Annotated in this window: 19 protein-coding genes, 1 tRNA gene and 1 pseudogene; 16 read left to right on the forward strand and 5 right to left on the reverse strand. The window is 73.5% G+C overall.

Translation table 11 applies throughout. The annotated features are described in order from the left end of the window. Positions 1-115: 115 nt before the first annotated feature. The 8 genes and pseudogenes from glp to ACZ6J5_RS20005 all read left to right on the forward strand — a co-directional run bounded on the left by glp (position 116) and on the right by ACZ6J5_RS20005 (position 6,362). The gene (gene glp, locus ACZ6J5_RS19970) at positions 116-1,393 is read left to right on the forward strand and encodes a molybdotransferase-like divisome protein Glp (protein WP_469393583.1); all 1,278 of its coding nucleotides are present in this window, start codon (positions 116-118) and stop codon (positions 1,391-1,393) included. Positions 1,394-1,451: 58 nt separating this feature from the next. Further along, positions 1,452-1,937 carry a cyclic pyranopterin monophosphate synthase MoaC gene (moaC, locus tag ACZ6J5_RS19975; protein WP_469393256.1) on the forward strand — a complete coding sequence of 162 codons (486 nt, stop codon included), beginning with the start codon at positions 1,452-1,454 and terminating at the stop codon, positions 1,935-1,937. Further along, the gene (locus ACZ6J5_RS19980) at positions 1,934-2,458 is read left to right on the forward strand and encodes a MogA/MoaB family molybdenum cofactor biosynthesis protein (RefSeq protein ID WP_469393258.1); all 525 of its coding nucleotides are present in this window, start codon (positions 1,934-1,936) and stop codon (positions 2,456-2,458) included. The genes moaC and ACZ6J5_RS19980 overlap by 4 nt, the downstream gene beginning before the upstream one ends. Beyond that, positions 2,455-3,072, forward strand: a complete 618-nt coding sequence (locus ACZ6J5_RS19985; RefSeq protein ID WP_469393260.1) for a GNAT family N-acetyltransferase — start codon at positions 2,455-2,457, stop codon at positions 3,070-3,072. Before ACZ6J5_RS19980 ends, ACZ6J5_RS19985 begins: the two co-directional genes overlap by 4 nt. Before the next feature lie 156 nt (positions 3,073-3,228). Further along, positions 3,229-4,329 carry a divisome protein SepX/GlpR gene (gene sepX / locus ACZ6J5_RS19990; protein ID WP_469393262.1) on the forward strand — a complete coding sequence of 367 codons (1,101 nt, stop codon included), beginning with the start codon at positions 3,229-3,231 and terminating at the stop codon, positions 4,327-4,329. A 95-nt stretch (positions 4,330-4,424) separates the two neighbouring features. Then, positions 4,425-4,498 (forward strand) — tRNA-Ala (locus ACZ6J5_RS19995). Positions 4,499-4,686: 188 nt separating this feature from the next. Continuing rightward, positions 4,687-4,782: pseudogene (locus ACZ6J5_RS20000) on the forward strand (nuclear transport factor 2 family protein); the annotation flags it as partial. Between the two features lie 512 nt (positions 4,783-5,294). After that, entirely contained in the window at positions 5,295-6,362 is a 1,068-nt protein-coding gene (locus ACZ6J5_RS20005; protein ID WP_469393264.1) for a hypothetical protein, read from the forward strand. 48 nt (positions 6,363-6,410) lie between these two features. Here the strand turns inward: ACZ6J5_RS20005 and ACZ6J5_RS20010 are convergent, their stop codons facing one another. Both ACZ6J5_RS20010 and ACZ6J5_RS20015 read right to left on the reverse strand, forming a co-directional pair. Further along, positions 6,411-7,151: a class I SAM-dependent methyltransferase gene (locus tag ACZ6J5_RS20010; RefSeq protein ID WP_469393266.1), complete on the reverse strand. Its 741-nt coding sequence runs from the start codon at positions 7,149-7,151 to the stop codon at positions 6,411-6,413. Positions 7,152-7,319: 168 nt separating this feature from the next. Then, entirely contained in the window at positions 7,320-7,814 is a 495-nt protein-coding gene (locus ACZ6J5_RS20015) for a GNAT family N-acetyltransferase (protein WP_469393267.1), read from the reverse strand. 57 nt (positions 7,815-7,871) lie between these two features. Here ACZ6J5_RS20015 and ACZ6J5_RS20020 point away from each other — a divergent pair, with 57 nt between their 5' ends. Continuing rightward, the gene (locus tag ACZ6J5_RS20020) at positions 7,872-8,675 is read left to right on the forward strand and encodes an exodeoxyribonuclease III (protein ID WP_469393269.1); all 804 of its coding nucleotides are present in this window, start codon (positions 7,872-7,874) and stop codon (positions 8,673-8,675) included. 21 nt (positions 8,676-8,696) lie between these two features. Here the strand turns inward: ACZ6J5_RS20020 and ACZ6J5_RS20025 are convergent, their stop codons facing one another. After that, on the reverse strand, positions 8,697-9,311 hold the full coding sequence (locus ACZ6J5_RS20025) for a MerR family transcriptional regulator (RefSeq protein ID WP_469393271.1): 615 nt from the start codon (positions 9,309-9,311) through the stop codon (positions 8,697-8,699). A gap of 349 nt (positions 9,312-9,660) precedes the next feature. On the opposite strand from ACZ6J5_RS20025, the gene ACZ6J5_RS20030 reads away from it, so the two are divergent. The 5 genes from ACZ6J5_RS20030 (at position 9,661) to ACZ6J5_RS20050 (ending at position 13,984) form a co-directional block, all read left to right on the forward strand. Further along, entirely contained in the window at positions 9,661-11,184 is a 1,524-nt protein-coding gene (locus ACZ6J5_RS20030) for a flavin-containing monooxygenase (RefSeq protein WP_469393273.1), read from the forward strand. Next, positions 11,181-12,098 (forward strand): alpha/beta fold hydrolase, encoded by a 918-nt coding sequence (locus ACZ6J5_RS20035; protein ID WP_469393275.1) that lies wholly within the window; start codon positions 11,181-11,183, stop codon positions 12,096-12,098. The genes ACZ6J5_RS20030 and ACZ6J5_RS20035 overlap by 4 nt, the downstream gene beginning before the upstream one ends. After that, positions 12,095-12,976: an SDR family oxidoreductase gene (locus ACZ6J5_RS20040; protein ID WP_469393277.1), complete on the forward strand. Its 882-nt coding sequence runs from the start codon at positions 12,095-12,097 to the stop codon at positions 12,974-12,976. The genes ACZ6J5_RS20035 and ACZ6J5_RS20040 overlap by 4 nt, the downstream gene beginning before the upstream one ends. Positions 12,977-13,098: 122 nt before the next feature. Further along, complete coding sequence (locus tag ACZ6J5_RS20045; RefSeq protein WP_469393279.1) at positions 13,099-13,290, forward strand: hypothetical protein; 192 nt, start codon at positions 13,099-13,101, stop codon at positions 13,288-13,290. A gap of 118 nt (positions 13,291-13,408) precedes the next feature. Continuing rightward, complete coding sequence (locus ACZ6J5_RS20050; RefSeq protein WP_469393281.1) at positions 13,409-13,984, forward strand: GNAT family N-acetyltransferase; 576 nt, start codon at positions 13,409-13,411, stop codon at positions 13,982-13,984. Here the strand turns inward: ACZ6J5_RS20050 and ACZ6J5_RS20055 are convergent. Further along, positions 13,927-17,412, reverse strand: coding sequence for a S41 family peptidase (locus ACZ6J5_RS20055; protein ID WP_469393283.1), 3,486 nt, complete (start codon positions 17,410-17,412; stop codon positions 13,927-13,929). The two genes, ACZ6J5_RS20050 and ACZ6J5_RS20055, sit on opposite strands and share 58 nt — an antisense overlap. A gap of 233 nt (positions 17,413-17,645) precedes the next feature. Between ACZ6J5_RS20055 and ACZ6J5_RS20060 the strand changes: the two genes are divergently transcribed. Both ACZ6J5_RS20060 and ACZ6J5_RS20065 read left to right on the forward strand, forming a co-directional pair. Beyond that, a complete protein-coding gene (locus ACZ6J5_RS20060) occupies positions 17,646-18,215 on the forward strand; it encodes a TetR/AcrR family transcriptional regulator (protein ID WP_469393285.1) in 570 nt (189 codons plus the stop codon). Positions 18,216-18,399: 184 nt separating this feature from the next. Continuing rightward, complete coding sequence (locus ACZ6J5_RS20065; protein ID WP_469393287.1) at positions 18,400-20,610, forward strand: MMPL family transporter; 2,211 nt, start codon at positions 18,400-18,402, stop codon at positions 20,608-20,610. 100 nt (positions 20,611-20,710) lie between these two features. Here the strand turns inward: ACZ6J5_RS20065 and ACZ6J5_RS20070 are convergent, their stop codons facing one another. Next, positions 20,711-21,022 carry an SsgA family sporulation/cell division regulator gene (locus ACZ6J5_RS20070; protein WP_469393585.1) on the reverse strand — a complete coding sequence of 104 codons (312 nt, stop codon included), beginning with the start codon at positions 21,020-21,022 and terminating at the stop codon, positions 20,711-20,713. Positions 21,023-21,319: the final 297 nt, after the last annotated feature.

Consider the following 21,319-nt stretch of genomic DNA (forward strand, 5'->3'; position numbering starts at 1 on the left):
CACTGTGAGCAGCAGTACGGCACCGTCGGACCACGGCCCCTCGGACTCCGGCACGGCCGAGCGGGGATCGGCCGAGCGGGGATCGGCCGACCCCTGCGCCGGCCCCGCCCGCGGCCTGTGGTCGGTCGACGAGCACCTCGCCGACGTCCTGGCGGCGGTCGCCCCGCTCGAACCCATCGAGCTGCAACTGCCGGAGGCGCAGGGCTGCGTCCTGGTCGAGGACGTCACGGTGCCGGTCGCGCTGCCGCCCTTCGACAACAGCTCCATGGACGGGTACGCGGTCCGGGTCGCGGACGTGGCCGGGGCGAGCGAGGAGTTCCCGGCGGTCCTCACGGTGATCGGCGACGTCGCCGCGGGCGCGGACGGGCTGCCCGAGGTCGGCCCCGGGCAGGCCGCCCGGATCATGACGGGCGCGCCGCTGCCGCCCGGCGCGGAGGCGGTCGTCCCGGTCGAGTGGACCGACGGCGGTACGGGCGGGGGCGCGGCCGGCGCGATGCGCCCCGCGAGCGCCGCGCCGGAGGGCGCGGCGGGCGAGGTCCGGGTGCACCGCGCGGCGGCGGCCCGGGAGCATGTGCGGGAGCGCGGTAGCGACGTCCGGGCGGGCGAGCTGGCGCTGGCGGCGGGCACGGTCCTCGGGCCGCCGCAGATCGGCCTGCTGGCCGCGATCGGCCGGGGCACGGTGCGGGTGCGGCCCCGCCCGCGCGTGGTCGTGATCTCGACGGGGAGCGAACTGGCGCAGCCGGGCGAGCCGTTGGCCGAGGGCCAGATCTACGACTCGAACAGCTTCGCGCTGGCCGCCGCCGCGCGGGACGCCGGGGCGCTGGCCTTCCGGGTGCCGGCGGTCGCGGACGACGCCGAGTCGCTGCGGTCGGCGATCGAGGACCAGCTGATCCGGGCGGATCTGATCGTCACCACCGGCGGGGTCAGCGTGGGGGCGTACGACGTCGTCAAGGAGGCGCTGACGGCGGACGGCGAGGTGGACTTCCGCAAGCTGGCCATGCAGCCGGGCAAGCCGCAGGGCTTCGGGATGATCGGGCAGGAGCAGATCCCCCTGCTGGCGCTGCCGGGCAACCCGGTCTCGTCGTACGTGTCGTTCGAGCTGTTCGTGCGGCCCGCGATCCGGGCGCTGAGGGGGCTCGCCGACCGGGCCGACACCGCGCGGCCGACGGTCCGGGCGGTGCTGAAGGCGGACCGGCCGCTGTCCTCGCCGGAGGGCCGCCGGCAGTACCTGCGGGGGGCGTACGACGCGGAGGCGGGTGCCGTCACCCCCGTGGGCGGCGCGGGCTCGCACCTGATCGGCGCGCTCGCGCACGCGGACGCGCTGCTCGTCGTACCGGAGGAGGTGACCGCCGTCGAGCCCGGCACGGAGCTGGACGTGGTCCTCCTCGGCTGAGGAGGCCCTGGTGGGGGTACCGTGTCCTCCCACACAGCGACCGGGAGTGTCAACCGCCATGAGCACGCAGCAAGGACTCACCCACATCGACGAGGCGGGGGCGGCCCGCATGGTCGACGTCTCCGCGAAGGACGTCACGGCCCGCACCGCCCGCGCGAGCGGCCGGGTCCTCGTCTCGCCGCGCGTGATCGAGCTGCTCCGGGGCGAGGGCGTGCCGAAGGGCGACGCGCTCGCCACCGCGCGGATCGCCGGGATCATGGGCGCGAAGCGGACCCCGGACCTGATCCCGCTCTGTCACCCGCTGGCGGTCTCCGGTGTGACGCTGGACCTGTCGGTCGCGGACGACGCCGTCGAGATCCTGGCGACCGTGAAGACCACGGACCGCACGGGCGTCGAGATGGAGGCCCTGACGGCGGTGTCGGTGGCGGCGCTGACCGTGGTGGACATGGTGAAGGCGGTCGACAAGGGCGCGGTCATCTCCGAGGTGCGGGTCGAGGAGAAGACGGGCGGAAAGTCGGGCCACTGGACGCGGAGCGAGGCGTGACGGGCACGGGCACCGCCCCGTACACGGCGCTGGTCGTCACCGCCTCCAACCGGGCGGCGGCCGGGGTCTACGCGGACAAGGGCGGTCCGCTGATCGCCGAGGCGCTGCGCGGGTCCGGCTTCGCGGTGGAGGGCCCCCAGGTCGTCCCGGACGGCGCGCCGGTCGAGGCCGCGCTGCGCGCCGGGATCGCCGCCGGGTACGACGTGATCGTCACCACCGGCGGTACGGGCATCTCGCCGACCGACGAGACGCCCGAGGTGACCCGCCGGGTCCTGGAGCGGGAGATCCCCGGCATCCCGGAGGCGATCCGGGCGTACGGCCGGGAGAAGGTGCCGACGGCGGCGCTCTCCCGGGGGCTCGCCGGGGTGGCCGGGGGCACGCTGATCGTGAACCTGCCGGGCTCGACCGGCGGGGTACGGGACGGGCTGGCCGTCCTGGAGCCGCTGCTCACGCACGCCGTCGACCAGATCCGCGGCGGCGACCACCCGAGACCCGCGGCGGAAGCGGACCCGGAGTCATGACCCCGTCCTGGCCCGTGGTGCTGGTGGACGGCGACGTGCTGCTCCGGCCGATAAAGATGCGCGACCAGCGGGCCTGGCGCGAGGTGAACCGGCGCAACCGGGACTGGCTGCGGCCCTGGGAGGCGACCGTCCCGCCGGCGGGTCCGGGCGGGCCGGTGGCGCAGCGCCCGACGTACCGCCAGATGGTGCGCCATCTGCGGGGCGAGGCGAACGCGGGGCGGATGCTGCCGTTCGTGATCGAGTACCAGGGTCGTCTGGTGGGGCAGTTGACGGTGGCGGGGATCACCTGGGGCTCGATGTGCTCGGGGCACGTGGGGTACTGGGTGGACGGCGAGGTGGCCGGGCGGGGCGTCATGCCGACGGCGGTCGCGCTCGCGGTCGACCACTGCTTCCGGGCGGTGGGGCTGCACCGGATGGAGGTGTGCATCCGGCCGGAGAACGGCCCGTCGCGGCGGGTGGTGGAGAAGCTGGGCTTCCGGGAGGAGGGGCTGCGGCCCCGGTACCTCCACATCGACGGGGCGTGGCGGGATCACCTGGTGTTCGCGCTGACGGCTGAGGAGGTCCCGGAGGGGCTGCTGCGCCGGTGGCATCAGGCGCGCCGTCAGCACCATTGAAATGCCATAAGTGTTCGAATTTCATCCCCAGTTGGCACCCAAAGCGCTCAATCGGTCTGAACAATCACAAAAAAATTCAGTGATATCAGCCAGATCGTGCGACACACCGGCCCAATTGGCCGATCCCTCCGTGTGAACCCCTCTACGGTGTGAGGCGTGAGCAGCAGCGGCCTCATCTACGCAGTCATCGTCGGGGCCTGGGCCGCCTACCTGGTGCCGATGTGGCTCCGCAGGCAGGACGAGCTGAACGAAGCCCGTCCGACGGAACGCTTCAGCACCGCCATCCGGCTGCTGTCCGGACGGGCGGGAATGGAGCGCCGGTACGCCAAGGAGCTCAGGGACCGGGATCGCGCGGCCGAGGGAGTGGCGCCCGAGGTGGACCCGGACGCGGCGACGGAGCATCTGAGCTCGGTCGACGTCCGGGGCTTCAGCGCGCCCGCGGCCAGGACGGAAGCCCGCCTGGAGTTCCCGGACCCGGCCCCCGCCCAGCCCCAGCCCCCGCACCAGCCTCAGGCGCCCGCCTCGGCGCCCGCGCCCGCTCCGGGGGGCGCCCCGGCGTCCGCCCGGCGTGCGCCGAGTGCGGCGGCCGAACGGGCGCGCCGGGGCAAGGCGCTGGCCCGGCGCCGGCGCACCACCGTGCTCCTGTTCCTGGCCTTCACGCTCGGCGCGGTCGTCGCGGCCGTCGGCGGCCTCGCCTTCCTGTGGGCGCCCGGCGTCCCGGCGGTGCTGCTGAGCGCGTACATCGTGTACCTGCGGGTCCAGGAGCGGCGGCGCTTCATCTACGTGATGGACCGCCGCAACGCGGAGGCCGCCGCCGCGCGCCTGCGCGAGAGCCGGCGGCCCGCCCCGACGCCCGAACCGGCCCCCGCCGAGACCCCGGCGCCCGCGCCGGCGGTCTCCCCGCAGGAGGCCGGGCGGCGCGCCCTGGTCGAGCAGACGGACCACGCCGAGTGGGTGGACCAGCAGCGCGAGCGCGGGCCCGCCCGCGGCGACAGCTGGGAGCCGGTCCCGGTGCCGCTCCCGACGTACGTCACCGCCCCGGTCGCCCCGCGCGCCTCGGGCGGCGTCGACATCACGGACCCGGAGACCTGGAGCGCGGCCCGCTCCTCCACGGCGGCGGACCCGGCCCCGGCCCCCGCCCCTGCCCCGGCGCCCCGCCAGCGCACGGCCCAGCCCCGCGCCCGCCGCGACCACGGCCGGACCCCGCTCTTCGACCAGTACGCGGACGACGACCGCCCCCGGGCGGCCAACGAATGACCCCGGCCGGGGGGCCGCGACGCCCCCCGGCTGACCTGCGGGGGAGCGGATTTCCGCGTAGGCCGCTCGGGATGCTAATGTTTCACACGTCGCAAGGGCCTGTGGCGCAGTCTGGTAGCGCACCTCGTTCGCATCGAGGGGGTCTGGGGTTCAAATCCCCACAGGTCCACAGACACAGAGGATCCCGTCCGATCGCAAGATCGGGCGGGATCTTCGTCGTTCCCGGGGTCTGTACGAGTCCGCTCGGGGCGGTGCTCATCCAGAGGGCGCGTGGGGGCGGTCGGGGTCCGTCCCGTCCGGCTGGTGAGCGGCTTGAGCCGGACCGCCCGCCGCGAACACCCTGACGAGCTGATCGCCGGCGACCCCGCCCACTTCCGCGACGCGTTCCTTCCCGCCGCCCACATCGAAGGGATCCGGGACGGCTCGTTCGTCTCCTGGCGACTGGACGAGTACGGCATAGCCCAGCCTGCGGGCCTGCGCGCCGCCACCGCTTCGAAGTCGGCCGTGGAGGACAACGAGGCCACCGTCCCGTAGCTCAGCGGTGCCCCGGCCAGGATGGCCTCTACGGCGTCACGGTCGATGGTCCGCATTCACCTGCCCGCCACTGACATCAGGCCGCCGCCCCTCTCCAGAACCAGCGGCGGGCGGTGTCAGCCCTTGCCGTTACGGTGCGGTGTCGGAGGGCTTCGCGGGCGACGGTGCCGGGGGCACCTACTTCTGCCGCGGAAGCGGCGGCGAGGAACGCCCGGTCCTGTACGCGGACTCCGAAGGCGGCGCTGATCTCGTCGCCATCGGCCTGCCGGAACTCCTTCGGCTCCTGCTGGTCGTGCCCAGGCGCTTCGTGAGGGTGATCACCGCGACCATTGCGGGGCCGGGCTGGTTAGTCCGGCATGAATGGAGACTTCTCGTCCGCGTTGTGGCCCTTTCCCGCCGGGCCGGTTCTTACGTTGAGGCCGCTGCGGCGGATGCAATCGCCCGAGCGGTGGGTGGTGGACGTGTCCGCCGGTGACCTGGCTGCCCTCGCGCAGGGGCCCGACGCCGTGCGACGGCTGCGGGCGAAGCGCGGATTCCTCGGCGAGACGCCGACCAACCGGCGGCTGGCGGAGATCTTGCGCCGTACGCCCGAGGAGTTCGGCGCGGTGGGGGCCATCGTGCTGGTGGCGGACGCCATCGAGGTTGCGGGGGCGGGGAGTGTCCGGGGGTTCGGCGGGGAGTTGTGGGTCGACGGGGTGCGGTGCATCGACGGGTTCCAGCGCCTCCGCGTCATCGCCGACGCCGCTGCGGCGCTGGGCCCGGAGCACGTCGCGCGCTCGACCGTGCGGCTGGAGATCTACTGCGGGGCCGGCGCCGGGCTCGCCGCACGGCTGCATCATGAAGCCGGTGTGCTCGTCAACGCGCCCACCGCGCAGGACGGGCTGATCCACTGCCCCAACATCGCCCGGCTCATGGACGCGGACTGGGAGGACGAGGGCTCCTTCGACCCGCGCCGCGGTGCCGTCGCAGGGCGGCGCGGGCGCCTGTTCACCATGCCGGAGGTCACCAGGGCGTTGACGTGCCTGTCGCCGTCGCCGACTCCGGAGGCGAGCAACCTCGTCGATACGGAACAGGGCCTTGAGGCGTTCTGGGGGTCCGTCGGCACCCGGCTCTACCTGGAGGTCTTCCATGACCGCATGAGGCCGCTGGGGGTGCTGCGGGCTGTGCAGGCGCGCAAGAAGGCGCGGGAGGCGCTGAGCGCGTTGCCGGGGCGGCTGAAGGGCGGGGCCGGGCACCTCATCGCGTACGCGCCGGAGCTGATCTGCTGGGCCGCGTGCCGTGAGGTCCTGCCCCTGGAGCGGCTGCATGAGGAGAGGTCCGCGTATTTCGACTGGGACGGGGACATCCGCGATCGGCTGCCCGCGGCTGTGGAGCGGACGGCCGAGCGGCTCGTGGGGAACTACCGGGGCGTGCGGGCGGCGCGGGGCGCCAAGGGGGATTACAAGGGCGAGGCATCGCTGCTGAGCGTCTGGCTGGATGTGCTCGCCTATCAGGGGTGACCGCGTGCCCGGGGTCGGGTGGTGCTCTGTTCGGCCCCGGGCCGGGGGTCAGGCTCGGCAGTGGAGCATGGTCAGGGCCGGGTTGTCGGTGAAGTCGGTCCAGAAGTCCTTGCCGTATTTCTCCGTGCCCGCCGGGGAGATCTCCAGGGGGACCCAGGTCAGGTCCGTGAAGCCGGCCGCCTGGAGGGTGTTCTCGTAGACCTCGCGGCGGGGCGGGTGGGCGTGGAAGGAGATCGGGGGGTCGAGCAGGGCCGTCAGCTTGATCTGGGGGCCCACCTCGTTCTCCTCGCCCGTCGGCTCGCAGAGGAAGCCGTACTTGGCCAGCGACGGGCCGCCGAAGCGGAATTCGGGGCTCTGCATGAAGAGGAAGAAGTCCGCCCCCGGGGCCAGGTTCCGGTGGATGGCCTTCGTCATCCGCGCGATCGTCGCCACGTCGTCCGCGTAGTTGAACGCCTGCACCGCCACCGCCGTGTCGAACCGGGCCGGGAGGGCGGGGAGTTCGGCTATGTCTCCCACCTCGTACGAGATGCCCAGCGGCTCCGACTCCTCCAGCGAGCGCGCCGCGGCGATCATCTCGCCGGAGATGTCGACGCCGTGCACCCGGGAGGCGCCCCGGCGCCTCAGTTCGCGGCTGTAGAAGCCCGTTCCGCAGGCCAGGTCCAGGACCGACCTGCCCGCCACGTCGCCCACCAGCGCGAGGAAGCCGGGCACCTCCCCGTAGCGGGCCAGCGGAAGGGTCTTGAAGCCCTCGAACGCCTCGCCGATCTCGTCGTACAGCTGACCGCTCATGGTGCTGTTCCCTCCGTATGGGCGTCGGCCCGAGCAGGCCGCGGCCTCTGGCGGAGAGTCTTCCGCCGGGGTGGGGCGGGGCTGAACTGACGGAAGGTCCGAAGATCGGCGAGGGGCGCTGCCCGGGGCGACGGGAGAGGAGTTGGTGGGATCGTCCAGGGGGACGGGTCAGAGGGTCTTGGCGAAGCAGCGGCTGCTCGGGTAGTCGCGGTAGTAGCCGAACTTCGCGCACGGCTCGTAGCCGCTCGACGTGTAGAGGGCGATGGCCTCCGGCTGGGCCGTGCCCGTCTCCAGGACCATGCGGGTGCGGCCCGCCGCCCGCGCGTCCGCCTCCAGGGCGCCCAGGACGCGGCGGGCCAGGCCCAGGCCGCGGGCCTCGGGGATCACGTACATCCGCTTCAGCTCGGCGTCCCCGTCCGCGTACCCCTCCTCGTTCGCCTCCTGCGAGCGCCAGCCGCCGGTCGCCACCGGGTGGCCCTCGGGCGCGTACGCGATCAGGTAGAGGCCCCGCGGCGGGGTGAACATCGTCGCGTCGAGCGGTGTGAGGTCGCCCTCACCGTCGTCGCCGTCGTCGTCCTTGTAGCGCTCGGCGTATTCGAGCTGCACGGCGTCGTTCAGCTTGACGGCGTCGGGGTGATCGTACGGCGTGGGGCGTATATCCATGCGGAGCATGGTACATGTATGCTGTCGGCTGGCGCGTGGTGTCGGTATTCTCCCGGGATGCTCACTGTCACGACCGCGAATGTCAACGGACTCCGGGCCGCCGCCAAGAAGGGCTTCGTCGAGTGGCTGGCCCAGACCTCCGCCGACGCCGTCTGCCTCCAGGAAGTGCGCGCCGAGGAGTCCCAGCTCCCCGCCGAGGTCCGCGCCCCCGAGGGCTGGTTCACCGCCCACGCCCCCGCCGCCGCCAAGGGCCGCGCCGGCGTCTCGCTCTACACCCGCCGCGAGCCCGACGCCGTGCGCGTCGGCTTCGGGTCGAGCGAGTTCGACACCAGCGGGCGCTACATCGAGGCCGACCTCCCCGGCGTCGTCGTCGCCAGCCTCTACCTGCCCTCCGGTGAGGTCGGGACGGAGCGGCAGGACGAGAAGATCCGGTTCATGGGCGAGTTCCTGCCGTACCTGAAGGAGCTCAAGGCCCGCGCCGCCGCCGACGGGCGCGAGGTCGTCGTCTGCGGCGACTGGAACATCGCCCACCGTGAGGCCGACCTCAAGAACTGGAAGGCCAACCGCAAGAACGCCGGCTTCCTCCCCGAGGAGCGCGAGTGGCTCGGGCGGGTCTTCGAGGAGGGGGAGGGCGGTTACGTGGACGTCGTGCGGGCGCTCCACCCCGAGCAGGAGGGGCCCTACTCCTGGTGGTCCTACCGCGGGCGCGCCTTCGACAACGACAGCGGCTGGCGGATCGACTACCAGGTCGCCACCCCCGGACTCGCCGCGCGCGCCGTCAAGGCGTACGTCGAGCGGGCCGCCACCCACGAGGAGCGCTGGAGCGACCACGCGCCCGTCACCGCCGTCTACGGGGTGTAGCCCCGTCGCCCTCCGGGGTCCTCAGGGGTGCAGGCGGCGGTCCAGGGCCAGCGAGAGTTCCGCCTCCACCACGCTCTTGGCCAGGGGGCGCAGGCGCTGGAGGTCCTGCTCGGCGGCGTACGTGCCGAGCAGGGCCGCGAACAGTTCCGCGAGTGCCTCCGCGTGCTCGCGGACCCGGCCGCCCGCCGCCAGCACCGCCGCCAGCGGGACGCCCTCGCGGACCAGCGCGGCGGAGACGTCCAGCAGGCGGCGGCTGACGTGGACGATGTCCTCGCCGTCCGTCGCCAGATAGCCGAGGTCCAGCGCCGCCGCCAGGTTCTCCGGGGTGACCTCCCCGGCGAAGTGGTCGGCCAGCTCCTCGGGTGTCAGCCGGACCGGCTCCTCCTCCGTCGGGGTGCCCAGTTCGAGGACCTCGCCCACGTCCCGGCCGGACTCGAAGGCCGCGGTGAGGTCGGCGATCCCGTTGAGGGTGTGGCCCCGGTCGAGCAGTGCGGCGATCGTCCGCAGGCGGGCCAGGTGGCGCTCGTCGTACCAGGCGATCCGGCCCTCCCGGCGCGGCGGCGGGATCAGGCCGCGCTCGCGGTAGAAGCGCAGGGTGCGCACGGTGATGCCGGCCGCCTCCGCCAGGTCGGTCATGCGGTATTCGCGGGTGCCCGAACCCGAACCCGCACCTGCGTCTGTGCCTGTTTCCGTGCCCGCGTCCCTGTCCGTGCCTGCGTTCGTGCCCGTGCCCGTGCCCGTGCCCTTGTCCGTGCCTGTCTCTGGCGTCGCGGTCGCCACAGCCGTCACCTCCGCCCCCGTCTTCCGTTCAGGACCGTGCGTCCCCACCCCTGCTCCTGATCGTCTCGACACGCCCGCCAGCCTATGTTGTACCGCCGGTAACTTTCCCCGGTCGTACCCCTACCGCTCGGTATGCCGCTGCTCTACAGTCCCGATTGTGCCAGTGATTGCTGGCGGAATCTTGGCCGGGCGCACGGGAGGCGGCATGGCGAAGCACGAGCACGTACGGGTGGCGGTGATCGGATCGGGATTCGGCGGACTCGGGGCCGCCGTCCGGCTGCGGCGCGAGGGGATCACCGACTTCGTCGTCCTGGAGCGGGCCGAATCCGTGGGCGGCACCTGGCGCGACAACAGCTACCCCGGCTGCGCCTGCGACGTCCCCTCCCACCTCTACTCCTTCTCCTTCGCCCCCAACCCCGACTGGCCCCGCGCCTTCTCCGGCCAGCGCCACATCCGCGCCTACCTGGAGCACGTCGCCGACACCTTCGGGATCCGGCCGCACCTGCGCCTCGGGCACGAGGTCATGCGGATGGTCTGGGACGAGGACGGGCTCAAGTGGGACATCGAGACGAGCCGCGGCGCCTTCTCCGCCGACGTCGTCGTCTCCGCCACCGGGCCGCTCTCCGACCCCAAGATCCCCGACATCCCCGGGCTCGACGGCTTCACCGGCAAGGTCTTCCACTCCGCCCAGTGGGACCACGACCACGACCTCACCGGCAAGCGCGTCGCCGTCGTCGGCACCGGCGCCTCCGCCATCCAGATCGTCCCGGCCATCCAGCCGAAGGTCGGCCGGCTCACCCTCTTCCAGCGCACGCCCCCCTGGGTCATGCCCCGCGCGGACCGCGCCATCAGCGGCGCCGAGCGCTGGCTGCACCGCCAGCTCCCCTTCACCACGGCCGCCCGCCGAGGCGTCCTCTGGGGCATCCGCGAGCTCCAGGTCAGCGCCTTCACCAAGCGCCCCACCGCGCTGGGCCTGGTCGAGCGGCTCGCCAAGGCCAACATGGCCAAGTCGATCAAGGACCCGGCGCTGCGGGCCAAGCTGACCCCCTCGTACCGGATCGGCTGCAAGCGGATCCTGCTGTCCAACGCGTACTACCCGGCGCTCGCCCGGCCCAACGTCGACGTCGTCGCCGCCGGGCTCAAGGAGGTCCGGGGCAACGTCCTCGTCGCCTCCGACGGCACCGAGACCGAGGCCGACGTGATCGTCTTCGGCACCGGCTTCCACGTCACCGACATGCCGATCGCCCCCCGCGTGATCGGCCAGGAGGGGCGCTCGCTCGCCGACCACTGGAAGAGCGGCATGGAGTCGCTGCGCGGCGCCACCGCCGCCGGCTTCCCCAACTGGATGACGATCATCGGGCCCAACACCGGCCTCGGGAACTCCTCCATGATCCTCATGATCGAGTCCCAGCTGAACTACCTGGCCGACTACCTGCGCCAGCTCGACGTCCTCGGCGGGCGGGCCGCGCTCGCCGCCCGGCCCTCCGCCGTCGGCGCCTGGAACCGCAAGGTCCAGGCCCGCATGGAGCGGACCGTGTGGAAGTCCGGCGGCTGCGAGAGCTGGTACCTGGACGCCAACGGGCGCAACACCACCCTGTGGCCCGGCACCACCGGCGAGTTCCGGCGCGAGACCCGGACCGTGGACCTCGCCGAGTACGAGGTGCTGCGCGCCGCCGCCAAGCCCGCCGCCGCCCGCCGTGCCCCGCGCCGCAAGGAGAGCGCCAAGTGAGCCCCGCCGCGCGCGAGCTGACCGCGCTCTCCGCCGACGGCTCCACCCTCCACGTCGAGGTGTACGGACCCGAGGGCGCCCCCGCCGTCGTCCTCGCCCACGGCTGGACCTGCTCCACCCGCTTCTGGGACGCCCAGATCCGGGACCTCGCCGCCGACCACCGGGTCATCGCCTACGACCAGCGCGGCCACGGACGCAGCCCCCTGCCCGCCCCCGGCGGCAAGGGATTCGCCACGGACGCGCTCGCCGACGACCTGGAGGCCGTGCTCGCCGCCACCCTCGGGCCCGGCGAGCGGGCCGTCCTGGCCGGGCACTCCATGGGCGGCATGACCGTGATGGCCGCCGCCGGGCGCCCCGCCCTGCGCACCTACGCCGCCGCCGTCCTGCTCTGCTCGACCGGGCCCTCCCGGCTCACCGCCGAGTCGCGGGTGCTGCCGCTGCGGCCGGGCCGGCTGCGCACCCGCCTCACCGCCTCCGTACTCGGCGCCAAGGCACCCCTCGGGCCGGTCAACGCCGTCTCGAAGAAGATCCTCAAGTACGCGACGATGGGACCGGGCTCGGCCCCCGACCGGGTCGACGCCTGCGCCCGGATCGTGCACGCCTGCCCGCGCGCCGCCCGGGTCGGCTGGTCCCACGTGCTGTCCGGGCTCGACCTGGAGGCCGGGGTGCGGGAGCTGCGGCTGCCCGTGGCGGTGCTCGTCGGCACCGCCGACCGGCTCACCCCGCCGGTCCACTCCCGCGCCATGGCCGAGGCCCTGCCGCACTGCGCGGGCCTGGTCGAGCTGGCCGGGATGGGGCACATGACACCGGTGGAGGCCCCGGAGGCCGTCACCGCGCAGATCCGCGAACTGACGCTCACCTACCTGGGCGCGAAGCAGAGCGACTCGAAGCAGAACGAGGAGGCCGGCGCATGAGCAGGGTCAGTCTGGAGGGGCAGGTCGCCGTCGTCACCGGCGGCGCCCGAGGGGTCGGCGAGCTGCTGGCCCGCAAGCTGTCGGCACGCGGCGCGAAGATCGCCCTGGTCGGCCTTGAGCCCGAGCTGCTCAAGGAGGTCGCCGGCCGGCTGCACACCGAGGCCGACTGGTGGCACGCGGACGTCACCGACCACGAGGCCATGGCCACGGTCGCCGCCGAGGTGAAGGAGCGCTTCGGCAAGGTGGACATCGTGGTCGCCAACGCGGGTGTCGCCTCGGGCGGTCCCTTCGTCGACTCCGATCCGGCCGCCTGGCGGCGGGTCATCGAGGTCAACCTCATCGGCGGCGCCGTCACGGCCCGGGCCTTCCTGCCCGTCCTGATGGAGTCGCGCGGCTACTTCCTCCAGATCGCCTCGCTCGCGGCGATGACCCCCGCCCCGATGATGACGGCGTACTGCGCCTCCAAGTCCGGCGTGGAGGCCTTCGCGCACAGCCTGCGCGCCGAGGTCGCCTACAAGGGCGTGAGGGTCGGCGTCGGCTATCTCTCCTGGACCGACACGGACATGGTGCGGGGCGCCGACCAGGACGACGTGATGAAGGAGCTGCGGCAGCGGCTGCCGTGGCCGTCGAACCGCACGTATCCGCTCGGCCCGGCCGTCGACCGGATCGTGGCGGGCATCGAGCGCCGCTCCGCGCACGTCTACGCCCAGTGGTGGCTGCGCGGGATGCAGTCCACCCGCGGCTACCTCCCCGGGATCATCGCCTCCGTCGGGCAGCGCGAGATGCGCCGCTTCGAACCGAGGCTCTCCTCGGTGTCCAAGGGGCTGGTGGGCGCGGGCGGCGCGGCCGACGAGCAGGAGCGCGGCGAACGGGTGTGACGCGTGGGTGTGACGCGCGGTAGCCGGTCGACATGCGCGGGGTGACCCGCCGTGCCACGCTGGTCGAGGCCCAAGGGGCGAGTCCGCCCCGTCCCCTCACACCCTTCTAGGAGTGAACCCTCATGGGCATCAAGGACCAGTTCCAGGACAAGGCGCGCGAGCTCGCGGACAGGGCGCAGGACGCCGTGGGCTCGAAGAAGGACGAGGCGTCCCAGCGGGCCGCGCGGGGCAGAGACCAGTCGCGGGAGTCGCAGGACTCGCAGCGTGCCCAGCAGGAGGCGCAGGACCGCTTCGACCAGGACTACGACGCCTGAGCTCCGGTGTCCGGCCGGCGATCGGCGAGGAAGGCGCACCCGGGACGCCGGGTGCGCCTTCGCGCGTCCCCGCCATAACCCGGGGCGGCGGGGCGCCCCGTTCCGTACGGTGGCGCCCATGCCCGTACTTGAGCGACTGCGACCCGACCACGCGCCCGCCCTGCTCGCGTTCGAGCGGGAGAACAGGGCCTTCTTCGCCGCCTCCGTGCCGGACCGGGGCGACGCGTACTTCGACGCCTTCGAGGACCGCCACCGGGCGCTGCTCGACGAGCAGGAGGAGGGCGGGATCGTCTTCCACGTGCTCGTCGGGGACGACGGCGAGATCCTGGGCCGCTTCAACCTGCTGGACCTGGCCGGCGGGAGCGCCGAACTCGGCTACCGGCTCGCCGAGAAGGCCACCGGCCGCGGGCTCGCGACCGGTGCGGTGCGGGAGCTGTGCCGGCTGGCCCGCGAGGAGTACGGGCTGAGCCGGCTGACCGCCGCGACCACCCTCGGCAACGGGCCGTCCCGGGCCGTGCTGGCCCGGGTCGGCTTCGGCGCGGTGGGGGGCGTGCGGCTGCCGGTCGGGCCGGGGGGCCCTGGTGGCGCGGGGGCCGGGTCCGGGGCCGCCGAGCCCGCCGACGAGCCGGGGATCGCCTACGAGCTGGACCTCGGCGGCAGTTTCGGGCGGGAGCGGTCCGGCAGGTCCTCGTAGCCCGGCGGGTTCGCCGCGGGCTTCTCGTCGAGCAGGGCGAGCGCGATGTGCACGGCGTCGTCGAGCTGCGCGTACCGTCCCTCCGCCCAGTCGAGCGGGGTGCGCAGCACCGCCAGGTCCGGCTCCACCCCGTGGTTCTCGATCGACCAGCCGTACTCCGGGAACCAGGCCGCGTTCATCGGCACGGTGATCTGCGTGCCGTCGCCGAGCCGGTGCCGCCCGGTCATGCCGACGACGCCGCCCCAGGTGCGCTGGCCGACCACGGGGCCGAGCCCGAGCAGCTTGAACGCGGCGGTGATCATGTCGCCGTCGGAGGAGGTGGCCTCGTCGGCGAGCGCGACGACGGGGCCGCGCGGCGCGTTCGAGGCGTACGAGACGGGCTGGGCGTTGCGGGTCAGGTCCCAGCCGAGGATCCGGCGGGTCAGCTTCTCTATCACCAGCTCGCTGATGTTCCCGCCGGCGTTGCCCCGGACGTCCACGATCAGGGCCGGCCGGGAGACCTCCATGCGCAGGTCGCGGTTGAACTGCGCCCAGCCGGAGCCGCCCATGTCGGGGATGTGCAGATAGCCGCAGCGCCCGCCGCTGAGCTCCCGCACCACCGCGCGCCGCTTGGCCACCCAGTCCTGGTAGCGCAGCGGGCGTTCGTCGACGAGCGGGACGACGGCGACGCGGCGGGAGCGGCCCGGCGACCCGGTAGGCCGGAACGTCAGCTCGACGGTGGTGCCGCCGGTGCCGGAGAGCAGCGGGTAGGGGCCGGTGACCGGGTCGACCGGGCGGCCGTCGACGTGGGTGAGGACCGCGCCCTCGCGGATGCCGGTGCCGGCCAGCGGGGAGCGGGCCTTGGAGTCGGAGGAGTCGCCCGGCAGGATCCGCTTGACCAGCCAGCCGTCCTCCCGGCACACCAGGTTGGCGCCCAGCAGGCCCTGGGCGCGCTGGTAGTGCGGCGGGCCCTCGTTGCGCCGGGCGGGGGTGACGTACGCGTGGGAGGTGCCGAGTTCGCCGAAGACCTCGCGGAGCAGGTCGGCGAACTCGTCGGGTGAGGCGCAGCGTTCGACGAGCGGCCGGTACTGGTCGAGTACCGCCGTCCAGTCGACCCCGCCCAGGCCCGGCTCCCAGAAGTAGGCGCGCACGATCCGGCCCGCCTCGTCGAAGGCCTGCCGCCACTCGGCCGCCGGGTCCACCTCGTGCACGATCCGGCGCAGGTCCAGGTAGACGGTGGAGTCGAGGTCGCCGGGTTCGTTGGCGGGTACGGCGCGCAGCTCGCCCTCGTCGACGACGACCAGCCGCGAGGCGTCGCCGCTGACCGCGAACCAGTCGAGGTGGTCGACGAGTTCGGCCTTGCGCGCCTTGGTGATGTTGTAGTGCTCCAGGGTGGGGCGGGGCGAGGGGTCCGAGGGGTTGGCGAAGGTCTCGCCGAGCGCGCCGGAGATCGGCCAGCGCAGCCAGACCAGGCCGCCGCCGGTGACCGGGGACAGCGCCGAGTACTTGGAGGCGCTGACCGGGAAGGGCGTCACCCGCTCGGCGAGCCCTTCGAGTTCGACGGTCACCGTGCCGTCGCCGGTGCCCGCTCCCTCGTCGGCGGGGTCCATGCCGCCCGCCGCGGGCCGCCCGTCGGGCAGCAGCGCGAAGGGCGACGGGGTCGCCGAGTTGAGCGGTACGAGGTAGGGGCGGCAGCCCAGCGGGAAGGACAGGTCGCCGGTGTGCACGTCGTACACCGGGTCGAAGCCCCGCCAGGAGAGGAAGGCGAGGTAGCGCCCGTCGCTGGTGAAGACCGGGTTCTCGTCCTCGAAGCGCCCGTTGGTGACGTCCACGATGACGGGCGCGCCTGGCCCGGAGATCCGGGCCATCTTGATCGAGCGCAGCGAGCGCCCGATCCCCGGATGGGACCAGGTGAGCCAGCTCCCGTCGGGGGAGAACGCGAGGTCGCGGACGGGGCCGTTGACGGAACGGATGAGCTCGGTGACGTCGCCGGGGGCGGGGTCTTCGCGCCCGCCCGCAACGCCGTCCGCCGCGCTGTCCGCCTCCTCGGCCTTCTCCTTGGCCGCCTCCTTGTCCTCTTTCCTGTCCGCCTCCGCCGCCTCCTCGGCCTCCGCCGCCTCCTCGGCCTCCTCCGTCGCCGGTTCCCCCGCCGTCGGTTCCTCCGGGTCCGTCGTCGTGAGGAGGAGCAGGCGGCCGTCGTCGGAGGCGATCGCCAGGCGGTCGCCGTCGGGGGCGGCGGTCATCTCCTCGACCCGGCCCAGCCGCCCCGCCGCGAGCCGGCGCGGTGCGCGATCGCCGCTGGCGCGCGGGAGGGAGGCGATCTCGACGGCGTCCTCGCCCTCCGCGTCCGTGACGTAGGCGACCTGGCCACCACTGCCCAGCATCTCGGGCAGCCTGACCCGTACGCCCGGGGTGTCCGCGATGGTCCGGGCCGGGCCGTCGCGGTGGGTCAGCCAGTAGAGGCTGCCGCGCACGGAGACGGCGCTGGCCCGTCCGGTCTCGTCGACCGAGAGCGCGTCCACGTGGTGGGCGGTGGGCACCTGGTAGGGGCGGCGGCCGGTGCGGGGCCCGCCGAGCCGGACGTCGAGGCGGCGCGGCCGGCCCCCGGCGCCCAGGTCCTCGACGATCCACAGCTCGCCCGCGCACTGGTAGACGATCCGGCGCCCGTCGCTGGAGGCGTGCCGGGCGTAGAAGGCGTCGTGGTCGGTGTGACGGCGCAGTCCGCCGCCGTCGGGGCGGCAGGAGTAGAGGTTGCCGATGCCCTCGTGGTCGGAGAGGAAGGCGATCCGGTGCCCGCCCTCCGCCTCGGGCGCGGCGACGATCAGCGGCGACTCGAACTGCCCGCCGAGCTCTTCCAGGAGGCGTTCGCCGTGCAGCCAGAGGCGTCCCATGGCGCCGCCCCGGTAGCGCTTCCAGGCGGCGGGCTCGTGCGGCGGGCGGCCGGTGAGGAGGAGGGTGCGGCGCTGTCCGGCGTCGTCGGCGAGGGCGAGGTCGGCGACGGCGATGTCGGAGACCGGGCCCCAGGGCATCCGGCCGCCGGGGGTGCCGTCGGTGGGGACGGTGTAGGCCCAGGAGTAGTACGAGAAGGGCTGCCCGTGGGAGGAGACGGCGAGGATGTCGGAGCGCCCGTCGCCGTCGGGCGGAGACCAGCCGCAGACCCGGGTGTCGGTCGAGCCCCAGTAGGTGAGCCGCCGGGCCGGGCCGCCGTCGACGGGGGCGAGGTGGATCTCGGGGTCGAGGCTGCGCCAGCTCGTGTAGGCGAGGTGGCGGCCGTCGGGGGAGAAGCGCGGGGGGCCGACCCTGGTCCGGTCGGCGGTGATCCGCCAGGCCCGCCCGGGGCGGTGGCCCCCGGGCACGAGCGGGGCGACCCAGAGGTCGTCCTCGGTCACGAAGCACAGCAGCTCGCCGTGGAGGTGCGGGAAGCGGAGATACGCGAGGTCGTCACTCACCTCCTCATGCTTTCCGCGCACGGGGGGTGCGGCAACTCGTACGTGTGCCCGAGACGACAGCCGGACGGGGGGCGGACGGGGGCGGACGGGGGCCCGGGGGCGGTCCGGGGTGCGCCCCGAGCGTGGCCCGAGTGTGGCCCAGGACACGTACGAAACCGTTTCGTTTCGCAGTCGGCCCGGGTATATCGTCGTGGTGTACGAAACCGTTTCGTTCGCTCGACAGGAGGCCGGTCATGGCCAGCAGGCTCACCCCCGAAAGGGAGTCCGAGCTCTACACGGCCGTGCTCGATCTGCTGCGCGAGGTCGGCTACGACGCCCTCACCATGGACGCCGTCGCCGCCCGCACCCGGTCCAGCAAGGCCACCCTCTACCGCCAGTGGGGGAGCAAGCCTCAGCTCGTCGTCATGGCGCTCCGGCACGACAAGCCGGTCCAGCTCGGCGAGATCGACACCGGCAGCCTGCGCGGTGACTTCGAGGTGCTGCTGGAGCGGACCGACGACTGCCGGCTGGAGAAGGACGCCGCGCTCATGCGGGGTCTTGCCCACGCCGTCCACGACAACCCCGATCTGCTCCAGGCCATGCGCGAGCTGCTCGTCGAACCCGAGATGAACGGGCTCGACGATCTGCTCCAGCGGGCCGTGCGGAGGGGGGAGATCGCCGCCGACAACCCGGCGCTGAAGCTCATCCCCCACATGCTGATCGGCGCGTTCGTCGCCCGGCCGCTCATCGAGGACCGGCCGGTCGACGCCGCCTTCCTCACCGCCTACGTCAACGCCGTCGTGCTCCCCTCACTCGGCGCCTGACCGACACCCGTACCGACAGCGACCCCGCCCACCGGCCTCCCCACGGCCGGTACCCCGCACCACCCACCGCAGTACCACCTCGCAGTACCCACACCGCAGTACCCACCTCCTGACGTTGCGCACCGCTCACGCCGTCGGGCCGGCTCCCCATGCCCTGTCCCACTCACACCGGGAGTACGCCCCCGTGGCCACGTTCCTCTACAAGCTCGGCCGTTCCGCCTTCCGGCGCCGACGGCTCGTCGCCCTGCTCTGGGTGGCCCTCCTCGCCGTCGCCGGCATCGGAGCCGCCACCGCCCCCACCGCGACCTCCAGCTCCTTCTCGATCCCCGGCACCGAGGCGCAGCGCGCCTTCGACCTGCTCGAAGAGCGCTTCCCCGGCGGCAACGCCGACGGCGCCACCGCCCGGGTGGTCTTCGAGGCCCCGGCCGGCCAGACCATGAAGACCCCGGCCAACAAGGCGAAGGTCGAGGAGACCGTCGCCGCGCTGAAGACGAGCTCCGACCAGGTCGCCCGGGTCACCGACCCGTACACCGCGCAGGCCGTCTCGCAGGACGGCCGGATCGCCTACGTCTCCGTCTCGTACAAGGTCAGCGGCATGGAGCTGACCGACGCGACCCGTGACGCGCTCAAGGAGGCCGGCCACTCCGCGCAGGGCCAGGGCCTGACCGTCGAGATCGGCGGCGACGCGCTCCAGAGCATCCCGGAGACCGGCGCGGGCGAGGTCGTCGGCGTGGTCATCGCCGGCATCGTCCTCGTCATCACCTTCGGCTCGCTGGTCGCCGCCGGACTGCCGCTGCTCACCGCGATCATCGGCGTCGGCATCGGCGTCTCGACGATCACCGCGCTCGCCAACGTCCTGGACCTCGGCTCCACCACCTCCACCCTCGCGATGATGATCGGCCTCGCGGTCGGCATCGACTACGCCCTCTTCATCGTCTCCCGCTACCGCGCGGAGCTCGCCGAGGGCCGGGGCAAGGAGGAGGCCGCCGGGCGCGCCGTCGGCACCGCCGGCTCCGCCATGGTCTTCGCCGGCCTCACCGTGGTCATCGCGCTGGTCGGCCTGGCCGTCGTCAACATCCCGATGCTGACGAAGATGGGCTTCGCCGCCGCCGGTACGGTCGTGATCGCCGTCCTGATCGCGCTCACCCTCATCCCGGCCCTGCTGGGCTTCGCCGGCGACAAGGTCCTCGGCCGCAAGCAGCGCAAGGGCGCGGCGGCGTCCGACGGGGCCGCCGTCTCCGCCGACCCCTCGGGCGGGAAGGCCAACGGCGGCACCCGCTGGGCCCGCTTCGTCATCCGCCGCCCCGTGTTCGTCCTGCTGGTCGGTGTCCTCGGCCTCGGCGCGATCGCCGTCCCGGCCGCCTCCCTGGAGATGGGCCTGCCGGACGACGGCGTCAAGGCCGTCTCCACGACCGAGCGGCGCGCCTACGACCTGCTCTCCGAGGGCTTCGGGCCCGGCTTCAACGGCCCGCTGCTCGTCGTCGTCGACGGCGACAAGGCGACCGCCGACAAGACCGTGGACACCATCAAGGGCCTGGACGGCGTCGTGGCGGTCACCCCGCCGACCCCGAACAAGGCCGGCGACGCCGCGATGATCACGGTGATCCCGAAGGACCGCCCGTCCTCGCACGACACCGAGGAGCTGGTGCACGACATCCGCGGCGCCACCGGCGACGACGTGCTCGTCACCGGCGCCACCGCGATGAACATCGACTTCTCGCAGAAGATGAACGACGCGCTGCTGCCCTACCTGGCGCTGGTCGTCGGCCTCGCCTTCCTGCTTCTGATGGTGGTCTTCCGCTCGGTCCTGGTCCCGCTGAAGGCGGCCCTCGGCTTCCTGCTCTCCGTGGTCGCCGCCCTCGGCGCGGTCGTCGCGGTCTTCCAGTGGGGCTGGCTGGGCAGCCTGTTCGGGGTCGAGCAGACCGGCCCGATCATGTCGATGATGCCGATCTTCATGGTGGGCGTGGTCTTCGGCCTGGCCATGGACTACGAGGTCTTCCTCGTCACCCGGATGCGCGAGGCGTACGTCCACGGGGCGCGCCCCGGCGAGGCGATCGTGGCCGGCTTCAAGCACAGCGCCCGGGTGGTCACCGCCGCCGCGGTGATCATGATCGCGGTCTTCTCCGGCTTCATCGGCATGGACGAGCAGATGATCAAGATGATCGGCTTCGGTCTCGCCGTCGCCGTCCTCTTCGACGCCTTCGTGGTCCGCATGGCGATCGTCCCGGCGGTGCTGGCGCTGCTCGGCCACAAGGCCTGGTGGCTGCCGAAGTGGCTCGGCCGGGTGCTGCCCAACGTGGACGTCGAGGGCGAGGCCCTGGCCGCGAAGGACGCGCACGGCGAGGGCGACGCCGGGGAGCCCGGCGACGGGAAGAAGGAGCTGGTCTCCGTCTGACCCCCTGCCCCTGACCTCCGGGGCCGCCGCTTGAGCGGGCGGCGGGCCCCGGACCGCGCCGGAACCTGTGGGGACGGGGAGCCGACGCGACCCTACGCCGTCATCGCGTCGAGTCCGACGCGGTGGCGGCGTAGGTGTGCCGGAGGAAGCGCATCAGGGCCGTCGTGTCGAACTGGACCACGGCCACCCCGTCGACGCCGTGGAACTCGACGACCGTCTGGACCCGGCCGCAGGGCCAGACCCCGATGTCCCCGCGCCGGGCGGGCCCGCGCAGCCCGGTCTCCAGGAGCGAGCGGGGGAAGGACCACTCGATGCCTCCGGGGAAGACGAAGCGGACGGTGGCGGGGGAGAAGCCGGCGTCGTAGCGGAGGTCGACCGGGACGGGCCGGGAGAGCGGGGCGTCGGTGACGATCCGGCCCCGCGCCCGGTCCTCGACGGAGCGGTCCTCGACGGAGCGGTCCTCGGAGGCCCGGCCCTCGACGGCTGGGCTCCCGGAGGCGGCGCGCTCGACGGCAGGGCTCTCGACGGCAGGGCTCTCGACGGCGTGGGCGTTCGGGCTGCGCGTCATCGGACGACTCCTCACGGTCTCACACTCGTCGTGTTTGTCATCCAATGTCGCATATGTACCGGCGCATGTGCCGAGCGAGAGCCCCGTTTTTGTGTTCTCTACGCTCTTGCAAGCCCTTCGCAGGAGCGCCCTATGATGCCC

It is taken from the genome of Streptomyces sp. NPDC042100 (assembly GCF_055582325.1).

Bases quoted from the DNA above. Each gene is read 5' to 3' on its own strand.
- ACZ6J5_RS20045 (WP_469393279.1), top strand. From the start codon at position 13,099: ATGGGCATCAAGGACCAGTTCCAGGACAAGGCGCGCGAGCTCGCGGAC.
- moaC (WP_469393256.1), top strand. From the start codon at position 1,452: ATGAGCACGCAGCAAGGACTCACCCACATCGACGAGGCGGGGGCGGCC.
- ACZ6J5_RS20005 (WP_469393264.1), top strand. From the start codon at position 5,295: ATGCAATCGCCCGAGCGGTGGGTGGTGGACGTGTCCGCCGGTGACCTG.
- ACZ6J5_RS20010 (WP_469393266.1), bottom strand. From the start codon at position 7,151: ATGAGCGGTCAGCTGTACGACGAGATCGGCGAGGCGTTCGAGGGCTTC.
- ACZ6J5_RS20060 (WP_469393285.1), top strand. From the start codon at position 17,646: ATGGCCAGCAGGCTCACCCCCGAAAGGGAGTCCGAGCTCTACACGGCC.
- ACZ6J5_RS20020 (WP_469393269.1), top strand. From the start codon at position 7,872: ATGCTCACTGTCACGACCGCGAATGTCAACGGACTCCGGGCCGCCGCC.
- ACZ6J5_RS20040 (WP_469393277.1), top strand. From the start codon at position 12,095: ATGAGCAGGGTCAGTCTGGAGGGGCAGGTCGCCGTCGTCACCGGCGGC.
- ACZ6J5_RS20015 (WP_469393267.1), bottom strand. From the start codon at position 7,814: ATGGATATACGCCCCACGCCGTACGATCACCCCGACGCCGTCAAGCTG.
- ACZ6J5_RS19985 (WP_469393260.1), top strand. From the start codon at position 2,455: ATGACCCCGTCCTGGCCCGTGGTGCTGGTGGACGGCGACGTGCTGCTC.
- ACZ6J5_RS20050 (WP_469393281.1), top strand. From the start codon at position 13,409: ATGCCCGTACTTGAGCGACTGCGACCCGACCACGCGCCCGCCCTGCTC.
- ACZ6J5_RS20025 (WP_469393271.1), bottom strand. From the start codon at position 9,311: ATGACCGACCTGGCGGAGGCGGCCGGCATCACCGTGCGCACCCTGCGC.
- ACZ6J5_RS20030 (WP_469393273.1), top strand. From the start codon at position 9,661: ATGGCGAAGCACGAGCACGTACGGGTGGCGGTGATCGGATCGGGATTC.